This window comes from Proteiniphilum sp. UBA1028 (genome assembly GCF_002316955.1).
Taxonomy (GTDB): domain Bacteria; phylum Bacteroidota; class Bacteroidia; order Bacteroidales; family Dysgonomonadaceae; genus Proteiniphilum.
This window is the reverse complement of sequence record NZ_DCEN01000069.1, coordinates 19,078-31,718: the sequence shown is the minus strand read 5'-3', so window position 1 is coordinate 31,718 and position 12,641 is coordinate 19,078. Positions and strand designations below refer to the sequence as shown.

Annotated in this window: 10 protein-coding genes; 8 read left to right on the top strand and 2 right to left on the bottom strand. The window is 47.1% G+C overall.

Features of this window, described 5'->3' with window-relative positions; translation table 11 throughout:
- The 8 genes from B3Z75_RS11585 to B3Z75_RS11550 form a co-directional block, all read left to right on the top strand.
- The coding region (locus B3Z75_RS11585; protein WP_286855717.1) for an RNA polymerase sigma-70 factor at nt 1-699 on the top strand (699 nt) is incomplete at its 5' end.
- 201 nt (nt 700-900) lie between these two features.
- On the top strand, nt 901-1,887 hold the full coding sequence (locus tag B3Z75_RS11580) for a FecR family protein (RefSeq protein WP_294071763.1): 987 nt from the start codon (nt 901-903) through the stop codon (nt 1,885-1,887).
- Between the two features lie 162 nt (nt 1,888-2,049).
- A complete protein-coding gene (locus B3Z75_RS11575) occupies nt 2,050-5,409 on the top strand; it encodes a SusC/RagA family TonB-linked outer membrane protein (protein WP_238866148.1) in 3,360 nt (1,119 codons plus the stop codon).
- Nucleotides 5,410-5,423: 14 nt separating this feature from the next.
- Nucleotides 5,424-7,013 (top strand): RagB/SusD family nutrient uptake outer membrane protein, encoded by a 1,590-nt coding sequence (locus B3Z75_RS11570; protein ID WP_238869455.1) that lies wholly within the window; start codon nt 5,424-5,426, stop codon nt 7,011-7,013.
- A 14-nt stretch (nt 7,014-7,027) separates the two neighbouring features.
- The gene (locus B3Z75_RS11565) at nt 7,028-8,092 is read left to right on the top strand and encodes a glycoside hydrolase family 18 (protein WP_294071759.1); all 1,065 of its coding nucleotides are present in this window, start codon (nt 7,028-7,030) and stop codon (nt 8,090-8,092) included.
- A 5-nt stretch (nt 8,093-8,097) separates the two neighbouring features.
- Nucleotides 8,098-9,231: a DUF1735 and LamG domain-containing protein gene (locus B3Z75_RS11560; protein ID WP_294071756.1), complete on the top strand. Its 1,134-nt coding sequence runs from the start codon at nt 8,098-8,100 to the stop codon at nt 9,229-9,231.
- A gap of 23 nt (nt 9,232-9,254) precedes the next feature.
- On the top strand, nt 9,255-10,658 hold the full coding sequence (locus B3Z75_RS11555; protein WP_286855722.1) for a BT_3987 domain-containing protein: 1,404 nt from the start codon (nt 9,255-9,257) through the stop codon (nt 10,656-10,658).
- 37 nt (nt 10,659-10,695) lie between these two features.
- Complete coding sequence (locus B3Z75_RS11550; RefSeq protein WP_286855723.1) at nt 10,696-11,661, top strand: hypothetical protein; 966 nt, start codon at nt 10,696-10,698, stop codon at nt 11,659-11,661.
- Between the two features lie 137 nt (nt 11,662-11,798).
- Here B3Z75_RS11550 and B3Z75_RS11545 read toward each other — a convergent pair whose 3' ends face one another.
- Both B3Z75_RS11545 and B3Z75_RS11540 read right to left on the bottom strand, forming a co-directional pair.
- Nucleotides 11,799-12,221 carry a BT0820 family HAD-type phosphatase gene (locus B3Z75_RS11545; RefSeq protein WP_238866154.1) on the bottom strand — a complete coding sequence of 141 codons (423 nt, stop codon included), beginning with the start codon at nt 12,219-12,221 and terminating at the stop codon, nt 11,799-11,801.
- Between the two features lie 107 nt (nt 12,222-12,328).
- Complete coding sequence (locus tag B3Z75_RS11540; protein WP_238866155.1) at nt 12,329-12,526, bottom strand: hypothetical protein; 198 nt, start codon at nt 12,524-12,526, stop codon at nt 12,329-12,331.
- Nucleotides 12,527-12,641: the final 115 nt, after the last annotated feature.

The following is a 12,641-nucleotide window of genomic DNA, read 5'->3' as shown; positions in this document are numbered from 1 at the left end:
ATGGCTATGGCTATGGCTATGGCAACAAAGGCGGGAAGAAAAAAAGTAAAAAGTAACCTTCCCCGCTCCGCCGGCAGACGGAGATCACTCTCTTTTAACCTCACTCCGGTAGACTGCTACCGGCCAATATATTACATGGACCAGACTTCTGCTGATAAGATAGAGAAACTCCTTGAACGTAAGTTTGAAGAGTTTTTTATGTGTCACTTTCCCAAGGTGAAGAATTTCGCATGGAAACTGCTGAAATCGGAACACGACGCGGAGGATATAGCGCAGGAGATATTTCTGAAACTGTGGAAAACACCCGGGTTGTGGAGCGACAACCCTAAAGCCTTGGACAGCTACCTTTACAAGATGACGAAGAACAAAGTTATCGATTTAATAAGGCAGAGATACAGCGAACCGGGCCATGCCACCGACACCTTTTATGATGCAGGCCTTCCTGAAGCAGCAGTGGCCGGCTCTACACTGCCGGACATCTATTACAAGGAGACGGGGCTGATTATAAGGTTGTCACTGGAGCAGATGCCGGCACAGCGGCGGAGAATATTCGAGATGAGCCGCTTTGCCGGGATGAGCAACCGGCAGATTGCTGAAGAGCTCGGCCTTTCGGTCCGGACCGTGGAGCATCACATTTACCTGGCGTTAGCGGAACTGAAAAAAAAGTTAATTTTTGCATTTTTGTTACTTTTCCTTTAAGTAGTACCCCTGTTTTATCCGTACTATATACAGAAAGCCGTGGTGAAAGGGCCTTTTCCCTCCATTGCCCCTGGCTTGACAACAGTATATAATCTACTCAAGTTTCGCATATATAAATTAAAACATTGTCAGTCGAATATTTAGTTGAATACTTAAAATGCGAAACTTGAATAATCTATTAAGAAGATAAAACAGAGGTGAATGGATTATTTTAAACGGATAATTGAATTTTTTACTGCCGGGGAGTTCTCCGATGCGGGGAAGCGGGCTTTTTTCCGTTGGCTTGCCGATGAGGAGCATTCGGTGGAGAAAGATCGGGTGCTTAGGGAGATGTGGGATAATTCCGGTAGCGCTACCGATGCAGGTATACGCGAATCGTGGAGGGCTTTCGTGAGAAAAGCCGGCCTAAAGGAGAGGGTGCCACGACTAAGGCGGCTGAGGGTTTGGCAGACGGCGGCTGCTGTACTTTTGCTGATCTCTATCTCCGCAATATATACTGTCTATCGTGAAAAAAGTGGTGGCTCTTATGCAGGGCTGTTAGAGCAATATTCAGCTGTTGCCGTTACGGAGCGACTGGTGCTGCCAGACGGCAGTGAGGTGCATCTCAACTCGGGAAGCCTGCTTATTTATCCGGAGAAGTTTACCGGCAGGAGCAGGAGCGTGTATCTATCGGGTGAGGCTAACTTTAAGGTGAAGGGGGACAAGAAGAGGCCTTTTGTGGTGAAGTCTAATGATTTTCAGGTGACCGTGCTGGGAACCGAATTCGATCTTCTTGCTTATCCCGGCGACTCGCTGGTGAGGGTGACGTTGCTCTCGGGGAGTGTGGAGGCAACCTACAACAACCTGGAAATGTGTACCGTCCTCTCGCCGGACCAACAGCTGGTGTACAATAAAATATCGAAATCGTCATATATCAACAATCCCGATATAGAGGATGTGACGGCATGGCAACGGGGCGAGATCATTTTCAAGGGTACTACCCTTGGCGAGATAATTACCGTGTTAAAGAGAAAATACCCCTGTCAGTTTGTATATCATGAAGAGCAGTTCGGTAACGATAAATATACTTTCAGGTTCAGGGAGGATGCTCCCCTTGAGGAGGTGATGGAGATTATTACACAGGTGGCGGGTTATATCAGTTACAATATTGCCGGCGACACATGCTTTATAGAACAAAGGACAAGATAATTATTCACATTTAATTTTTATTGCATGGATACATCATAATAAACAAAAAACCGGAATAAAGCGGCTACTTTACTCCGGTATAATCAGCATTAGAGTGTAAACTCTTTAATCGAAAAAACAACTAAGTGTCTAACCTAACGCTAAAGAAAAGACATCAAATTTATGAATTTTAATCTAATTACAAACGCTAAAGCAAAGATTTTCTTCCTGTTTTTCTGTTTGTTATCGCTTCAAACATTTGCTTATGCGCAAAACAATGCAACAATAACCTTGATAAACAAGAGTATATCGGTTATTGACGCATTACGGGAGATAGAAAAACAGTCGAAGCTCTCAATCGCTTTTAATGAATCTCAACTGGCCGGCAAGAAAGCAACTAATCTTGAGGTGAAGAACGGATCAGTGGAAGAAGCTCTCACCGGTGTTCTTCGGGGATCGGGTTTTACATACCGGATAAGTAACGGATATGTGGTGATTATTCCCGGTAACGAAAGTAAAACTACACAGAAAAGTGTGACCGGCCGGGTGCTGGATGAAAATAATGAACCGCTGATTGGTGTGACGGTCGTTGTGGAGGGTGATCCTTCCAGAGGGGCAGCTACTGATATAGATGGTAACTTCTCTCTTCAGTTGAAGGAGGGGGATGTGATAAACGTCTCTTATATCGGCTATAACACACAGAAGGTGGTGATAACCCGGCAGAACAGCTATACAGTACGTATGGTGCCGGATACACAGCTGCTTACTGAGGTGGTGGTGACCGCCCTGGGTATAAGGCGCTCGGAGAAAGCTCTCAGCTACAACGTGCAGCAGATTGGCGGCAATGAGCTGGTGGGTGTAAAGGATGCCAACTTTATCAACTCGCTGTCGGGAAAGATTGCCGGGCTGAATATCAACAGCTCTTCTTCAGGTATAGGAGGAGCCAGCAAGGTGATAATGCGCGGTACAAAAAGTATTGAGCAGACCAGTAACGCTCTATATGTGATAGACGGGGTGCCGGTTTATAACTTCGGTGGGGGCGGGGAGACCGTCTTTGGCTCGAAAGGGGCTACCGAGGGTATAGCTGATATCAATCCCGAAGATGTAGAAACCATATCGGTGCTTACAGGAGCGGCGGCAGCAGCATTGTATGGCAGCGATGCGGCCAACGGAGCTATTGTTATTACCACAAAGAGCGGGCAGGCAGGCAAAACAAGAATCACCGTTTCTAGCAACATGGAGATGATGAACCCGTTTGTCCTTCCAAAGTTCCAGAACAGGTACGGTACATCTGATCAGTACCTGAGCTGGGGTAGGCGCCTTAACGAGGCTAACTTCATGGGGTATGATCCGGCAAAGGACTATTTTGAACGGGGAATGGCTGCTACCGAGTCGGTATCCCTTTCCACAGGTACGGAAAAGAACCAGTCGTACCTCTCCGCTTCGGCTGTCAACTCAACGGGGATTATTCCCAACAACAGGTATAACAGGTATAACTTTACATTCCGTAACACTACAACGTTCTATGATGATAAGCTGAAACTTGATGCAGGGGTAAGCTATATAAGGCAGGACGACCGCAATATGACCAACCAGGGGATATATCTTAACCCGCTTACATCGGCCTACCTTTTCCCAAGGGGGAACGACTGGAACGATATAAGTATGTATGAACGGTATAACCCTTCAAGAAAGATATATGAACAGTACTGGCCTTCGGGAGCTGCTACATACGTGATGCAGAATCCCTACTGGATTAATCACCGCAACCTGCGTGAGAACAAAAGAGACCGTTACATGGCTAATGCGGGACTCACATTTTTTATTAACGACTGGATGAATGTATCGGCCCGTATCAGGATGGACCACTCTGGCAATGATTTTACCGAGAAGTTGTACGCATCGACTAACACCTTGATGACAGAGGGGTCGCCAAACGGCTTCTACGGTATTACCCGTTCAGTGGATAAACAGATGTACGGGGATATGCTGTTGAACATTAATAAAGAGCTTACTGATGAACTCGCGATTCAGTTCAACGGCGGGGTTTCATTCTCCGATATGCGCTCCGATGCGTTTCTGAACAGAGGGCCTATTGTTTATGGGCTGGAGATAGCGGAAGGAATAAATGAGCCGGTGGGTATCCCCAACGTGTTTAACGTGTTTCATCTGAGCGACTCGCAGACGCTGAGGGAACAGAACGGATGGAGGGAAAAGACAAACTCTGCATTCGCAAGTGCCGAACTTGGATTCAGGAACACTTATTACCTGACGCTTACGGGGAGGAACGACTGGCCTTCACAGCTGGCCGGGCCAAACTCAGCTAACAGGTCGTTTTTCTACCCTTCAGTGGGAGGATCGGCGCTGCTCTCTGAGATTGTGAACCTGCCTAAGGAGATCTCTTATATGAAGGTGAGGGCTTCGTGGGCTTCGGTGGGACTACCTTTCCGTCGTTTCCTGGCAAACCCTACATACTCGTGGGACGCCAACAACAAGGTGTGGATAACAAAGACTCATTATCCGCTTTATAACCTGAAGCCGGAACGGACCAACTCGTGGGAGTTTGGACTTGATGCCCGCTTCCTGGGTGGGTTTAACTTCGATTTTACCTACTATTATGCTAACACATACAACCAGACGTTTAACCCGCATCTATCGGTGTCGTCGGGCTGGTCTGATATCTTTATACAGACGGGAAGTGTGCTTAACCAGGGCGTTGAGCTGGGACTGGGTTACAAGAATAGTTGGAATAAATTCTCATGGTCGTCGTACTACACGCTGAGCATGAACAGAAACAAGATTCTCGACCTGGCAGATGATGCCGTTAACCCGATAACCGGGGAGAAGTTCTCTATCGAGCATCTCGATGTGGGTGGACTGGGACAGACGCGCTTTATACTGAAGAAGAGCGGGGGACTGGGAGATATTTACTCCACTACCGATCTGGCGCGCGACAGTAATGGCGATATCTACATAGATGAGAACGGAGATATTCAGTCGGCCAAGATTAATCGGTTAGAAGACTATATAAGCCTGGGGAGCGTGTTCCCAAAATCGAACATGGGATGGAAAAACGATTTCAGCTATGGCAACATCAGCATGGGATTCCTGCTCTCGGCCCGCTTTGGAGGCGTGGTGTTCTCGCGGACACAGGCGGCGATGGATTATTACGGTGTGTCTGAAGCATCGGCAATGGCGCGTGACAACGGCGGCATGGTGGTGAATGGCGGCGACCATATCTCTGCCGAAAAATGGTACACCACAATAGGTAGCGGCGACGCGGTTTCGCCTTATTATATATATGACGCTACCAACGTAAGGCTGCAGGAGGCAAGCATAGGCTACAACTTCCCGGGGAAATGGTTTAACGGGGTTGCAGATGTGGCGCTCTCGCTGACCGGAAGAAACCTGCTGATGATTTACTGCAAGGCTCCTTTCGATCCGGAGTCGGTGGCATCTACAGAGAACTACTATCAGGGAATGGATTATTTTATGACTCCAGCTACAAGAAGCTTTGGGTTGAATCTGAGAGTAACTTTTTAAATTAACAGGTTATGATGAAATATTACAGGCAAATAAGCTATATAATCCTCGTGATGGCCGGCATACTATTGCCTGCCGGTTGTACCGACGGTTTTGAGGATATAAATAAAGACCCGTACGGGGTTACCAAAGATGAGGCATCGAGGGATGCGTACAGCGAAAGCGCTGCCATGCTTGCCATTCAGAGCTGGGTGGTACCCACCTTTCCTAACGCAAGCCAGTTTACCGAGTGCCTCTTGGGTGGCAACTGGGGGGGATACCTCTCCGATTCTAACCCGGGTTTCAACGGAAAGAATTTTGCGACTTACCGTCCCGAGCCAAACTGGAACAAGGTGTTGTTCACCGATATCATCACCAATATCTATCCCAATTACAGGGGACTAAAAGATGTGACCGATGATGAGATATTACTCTCGGTGGCAGAGGTTTGCAAGGTGGCGGCACTGCACCGTATAACGGATGCCTACGGCCCTATACCATACTCCAGAATTGGGGAGAACGGAGAGCTGAATGCTCAGTTCGATTCGCAGGAGCAGGTATATCGCACCATGTTCGAAGAGCTGACCGGTGCGGTGGATATACTTACTATCCGTCAGGCAGAATCGTTCAGTCCCAACGCCGACAAGGTGTTTAACGGCAATATTGTGGCATGGATAAAATTCGCCAACTCGCTTAAGCTGCGCCTGGCAATGCGACTTGCCTATGTTGATCCTGCACTGGCACAGCAGATGGCTGAAGAGGCGGTAGCCCATGAGGTGGGTGTGATGAAGTCTAATGCCGATAACGCACAGATTGGCGGATTTGGTAAGGACGGGAATCCGCTTCACCGTATCATGTATCTCTGGAATGGTGGCGACTCAAGGATATCGGCAGATATCACCTCATATATGAACGGGTTTCAGGACCCGAGAAGGGAGAAGTATTTTACAAAGACCACTTTCACCGGGAGCGATAACGTTGCACAGAACGGCTATTTCGGCTTGCGCTCCGGCATTATGATACCGGCAGCACAGGAGGCGCAGAAGTATGCCAATTACAACGTTACCCCCAATACGCCTATGCTTTGGATGAACGCCGCAGAGGTGGCATTCCTGAAGGCCGAGGGCGCCTTGCGCGGATGGAATATGGGTGCTGAGAGTGCTGAAGATTTCTACGAACAGGGCATACGGCTCTCTTTCGAAGAGTGGGGTGCCGGCGGAGCGGACAGCTACCTTACGGATAGCGAAAGAACTCCGTCGCCATATATCGACCCGATGGGGAAGAACACCCACAGTGGAACGGTGAGTAACATAACCGTGGCATGGGATGAGGATGCAGGCCTTGAAGAGAACCTTGAGCGTATAATTACCCAGAAATGGATTGCTATGTTTCCGCTGGGACTTGAGGCCTGGGCGGAACGTCGCAGAACAGGCTATCCCCTCTTGATGCCGGTAGTGGTGAACAACAGCGGGGGAGTGGTGAGTACGGACCAGGGCCCGCGTAGGCTTGCTTATCCGGGTGAAGAGATTACTACCAACGAGGAGAATGTACGGTATGCCATCGACAACTACCTGAAAGGTCCCGATAATATGGCTACACATGTATGGTGGGATGCTAAAAAATAAAATAGAATAATCATATGAACAATATAATATCTTTAAAAAGAGGCAAGTGGGTGGCCGGCTTGCTGGCAGCACTGGTCCTCACTGCCTGTAGCGACTGGACAGAGGTGGAGCCGGTGGCAATTAACGAGGCTGACATCGCGATGCAGAATCCCGCGCTTTACGCCGGATACCTCGAAAACTTGAGGAGTTACAAGAAGTCGGTGCATAAGGTGATGATCACCTGGTTCAACAACAGCAACAAGGTGCCGCTTAGCCGCGCCGATCATACTGATGTGCTTCCCGACAGTATCGATATAGTATCGATGATGCATCCCGTCAATCCGGCACAGTATGAACTGGATGAGATGGAAAAGGTGAGAAGTGAAAAGGGAACGAAGTTCGTGTATGACATGAATTTTGAAGCTATCAAGCTTATCTATGAAGAGATGGTGGCTGATATGGAAGATGCTGCCCCGGAAGAAGGGGTGGCTATGGCCGAGATACCGGCATTCGTCGATTTTCTCGTGGATACGGTCAACCAGATACTGCCTCTGGCAAGGAAATACAGTTACGATGGAATCATCATAGGTTACAAGGGGAAGAATATTCTGCATATGGATGAAGCGGAAAAGCAGCTATATACTACCTATGAAAAAGCATTTATAGGTATTGCCGAAGATTGGCACGAGAGGAACAGCGACAAGATGATCATCTTTGAAGGGTATCCTCAGAACCTGCTGAACAAAAGCATACTGGAAAAGAGTAGCTATATAATTATTCCCTCAACGGACGCAGGCAACAGTGCGAAGCTTAGCTATAACATAATGGCTGCCAATGTTGAGGGTGTACCTTCCGACCGTTATATTATTTCGGTGGAGACGGTTTCTTTGGATAAAGAAGATGTGAAGACCGGATACTGGGCCGATGGTGTGACACGGGCGGTGACAGGCGCTTCGCAGTGGGTGATGCTTAACCACGATGATTACTCTATAGCTGGACTGGGGATTAAAAACGTGAATAACGACTATTTCAATATTGCACGTATTTATCGTTGTACACGCGATGCAATTTCTAATATGAATCCTTCTCCCAAAAAATGAAAACAATGAAACGATACAATAATATATATGTAATACTGCTGCTGACACTACTTATGGGTGGTTGCCAAAGTGACGGCAGTTTTGACAATAAGCTCTATATAAAGAGCGCTGCGAAGACAGGAGAGATACTCTTTACCGCAGGTGAAGCGGACCAGGAGAAAGTGCTTCAGGCAGAGCTGGCAATGCCCGCCGAACAGGATATTAAAATTACATACAGGGTGGATGAATCGTTAGTGAAGACCTACAACGAGGCTTATTACGATAATGCGGAGATGCTGCCTGCCGAAAACTACGAGTGGATTGAAGCGGGAGCTATGATTCACGCGGGAGGTGTGTTATCTACGGAGGCGCGTATCCTTTTCAAGGGATTCTCGATGCTGAACCGTGACAAGGTGTATGTTCTGCCGGTCTCAATCTCTGAGGCTAATATTGATATCCTGAAGAGCGCCCGCACCTACTATTATGTGATAAAGGGTGCATCGCTTATAAATGTGGTGGCTGATATTGATGAGAACTACCTCTCTGTGAACTGGTCTAATCCCGGTGTTTGCAACAACCTTTCAAAGGTGACGATGGAAGCGCTGATCAGGGTCCGTAATTTCGATAAGATGATTAGTACCGTGATGGGTATAGAAGGCAGGTTCCTGATCCGTATAGGAGATGCGAACTTTCCGTCGAACCAGATACAGATAGCCACTAACTGGGGTAATTTTCCCGGTGCCGACTCTAACAAGGGGTTGCCGGTGAACGAATGGGTGCATGTGGCGTTGACCTATGATGCTACCAGCGGCTCGATGATTGTTTATGTGAACGGAAGGAAACAGTCGGAGGGTACCTTGTCGGCAGGTAATGTGGACCTGGGGAACAGTAATTTCTTTATCGGGCGTTCATATGACAATAACCGATGGCTTGCCGGTGAGATATCGGAATGCAGGATATGGAATATTGTACGCACGCAGGAAGAGATAGCTGATAATCCCTACTATGTTGATCCCGCATCGGAGGGCCTGGTTGCCTATTGGAAGTTCGATGAGGGAGCGGGCAGCACCGTTAAGGATCATACCGTCAACGGGAACAATGCCGTGGCAAATAATACATTGAAATGGACGCCGGTGAAATTGCCTGCGTCTGCCGAATAAACCATATTAATAGTTTTAATTATATGAGAAACAATATATTAAATGCATCGAAGTGCTTTGTTGTACTTCTCCTGATGCTGGGGGCTTTTTTTAGCGCCTGTGATGAAAGTATCGACCTGGCAAAGCTCGACGAGGCCTCTTACGAAGTACCCGGCGAAGTGATCGGGTATATCACGAACAACGGGGGGGACAGGAAAATGAGTTTTGTAGATTTTCGTGATAAGGGTACTGAGGAGATTTATGTAGGGCTGACGGAGGAGGCGCCGGAGGATGTTACCGTTTCATTCAGGTATGAACCTTCTCTGTTAGATGCTTATAACAGTAATAACGACACTGAATACCAGCTGTTTCCCGTGTCGGCTGTGACAATTCCCGGGAAGGTGACTATTGCGAAGGGGGGTAAGGTATCGGGAAAAGGCGAGGTGGTGTTTGAAACTGCCGAAACTCTGGAAAAGGGGCGGACTTACGTTATACCGTTGAAGGCGGAGCTGGCGTCGGGCAATGTAGGGCTTTCCGAAGCCGAATCTGAGTTTCTGATCTTTGTTGATGACCTGAGCAAAATTCCAACCGCTGATAAGCCGTCAGGCATCAAGATTATTAGTTGTATGGAGGTGAATGATACCAACCCGTTGAATAATCTTTGCTTCACGCTGGCAGACAGTGGTAAGCCGCTGATTGACATGGTTATTCTCTTCTCTGCCAATATTAACTATAACAATGAAACCGGCAAGGTGTTTGTCTATAATAACCCAAACGTGCAGCATCTTCTTGATAACAGGGAGAAATATTTAAAACCTTTGCAGGACCGGGGAATACAGGTTGTTCTGGGAATTCTGGGAAACCACGACCATTCGGGGGTGGCTAACCTGGGGACCGAGGCTGCACGTCAGTTTGCACAGGAGCTGAAGGTGGTGTGCGATGCTTACCAGCTCGACGGTGTGTTCTTCGATGATGAATATTCATCATACAAGAATCCGCCACCTCCGGGCTTTGTTACACCGTCGAACGCTGCAGCAGCACGGTTGTGTTATGAAACAAAGATGGCTATGCCTGACAAGCTGGTGACGGTGTATGTATATAGCCGCACATCGAGCCTGCCGGCAGTGGACGGACACGATTCGGGTACGTTTATCGACTATGCGATACACGATTACGGCGGTAGTTATGACTTAAGCGGGAATTATCCCGGCCTGCCCCGCTCGGGTATGGCGCTCTACTCACAGGAGTATGCCCGTGGATATACCACCTCTGAAACCAATTTGAAAAGTTTGAGGGATGGGGGATATGGCGCACATATGATTTTCGCGATGGATCCGTTTAGAAGAAACTTCAGTTACTCTCAGAAGCCGTCAATGGAACGTATTGCACGTGCGTTGTTCGACGACGAACTGGTGTACGACGGAAAACCATATAAGAAAGATTGGTAAATGAGAAGTCTTTGAAAATATAAAGTATTAAAATAATATGAAGACAAGATATAAAACATTACTTGGGATATTGCTGCTTGCTCTTCCTGCTCTTATGTTCCTTTCGTGCGGAGATGATGAGGATATCACTCCCGTTGCGGAGCTTTCTGACCTGGTAATTGAGAAGGAGCAGGTGAAGATTTTAGTCGGTGATAAGGCAGAACTGGAGATTGTGAAAGGTAATAATGATTATAAGGCTTTTTCATTGAATGAAGAGATAGCTACTGTGGGTATCTCTGGCAACAAGCTGATTATAGATGCGTTGGAGAGAGGAAACACCTCGGTTATTGTATCGGACGGAAGCGCTCAGTATCGCTCCATTGGCATCATCACTTATTACGATGCAATAAAGGTGGAGAATGAGGCGGTAAAAATGATGCTGCCTCTGGGTACCTTCAAGACGAAGAGTGTGGCGATACTGCAGGGGAACGGTGATTACCGTGCTGAAAGCAGCGATGAGGAAATAGTGTTCGTAAGAACATCTGGTGAATCGCTGCTCATCACGGGGAGAAAAGAGGGAAAGGCAAGCATCACCCTGACAGACGCACTTGATATCACTACCACCATACAGGTGGAGGTGATATCTACAACCGATCCTTACGACGAATCGGAACTCGATGCGATAATGAAGAAGGAGACATTGAGCTATGTGTTTAACAACTCTGTTGAGGAGAACGCTACTACATACTTCACCCCGCTTAACAGAATTGAAAACGGGAGGAATCTGTACGGATGGGATTATTATAACTTCTATTACCTGAAGATTTATTTCTCCGGAGACAAAGAGGTCGGGAAGAAAGAAAACGCTTCTCTCGTCTATCGCTACGGATCGACAAGCATCTCTGCCGATCATATAGATTTTGAGATTATAAAGAATGATGGCAATAAGATATGGGCGGTTTACTCGTTTATAAGGCTGGAGGTGCTCCATTACGGATATTTTATCCAGAATATTAATCCGTAGGGTTAGCATTTTGAACTATTGTCAGCAGGAGTGAATGATTTTAAACACCGGGGCGGCCATTATGGTTGTCCCGGTGTTGCTTGTGCTCCCATCAAAGTGTTTGCTGTGTTGGTTAAAGCTGCATTATGTTTAAAAGCTTAGAAAGACCACCATTTTCTCTTTTTGGGTGCCGGCATAGACGAGTTGCCTGCCATAACCTGAAGGGCATTGCCCCCATCGGCCGTTGTCCTTATAGCATTGTAGATCACACCCCAGTCGGGTAGCCCCCCCAGGTTTCGGTCGTCGATAAACATATCAGCTTTGAGCTTGCGCGAGAACTCCTCCCGTTCGATAGTCTCGCCACGGTAGTTTTCGTTCTCCGCAAAAAAATACAATCCCCTTTCGGCACAGTAGTCCACCGCCTCCTGCAGAAGCCGGCCTCGCCTTACTGTCCACAATATAAGCTTATGGCCGTCTTTCTGAAGTTGCAAAAGTGTCTCTATGGCGAATGGAATGGGTTTGCCAATCTCAGGATAGGCATGCTCCACGATGGTTCCGTCAAAATCTACGGCTATAATCATAACCTATTGCTTCAGTTTGTTGATTAGAAGTGCAAAGGTACAAAAATAGCCCGACAACCAAGAACTGATGCCTTAAAAAAGGGAAAATACCGATATGTTTGAAGTATTTAAACCACATTCAGAACACCTTCGATAATTTCCTCCTTACGCAATTGTTTAAGAATTTGATAGTCCTTGTTGCATTTTGCCTTTTTACCGTGTGCCAGCTTATATACTCGCAACGGGTTTGACTGGTATTGCCTTGCAATGGAGCGATAAATATCTTTGTTTTCTGATTTAAACAGATATTTGTACAAACCAACCATAATGCATGGATTAAATTGATATTATAAACTATGACTTTTTAAAGTCAATTGCTTTCCCCGCCAAGATGATTTTCCAATTTTAATTTTCCATCTATGATATTTTCTTTATTAATGG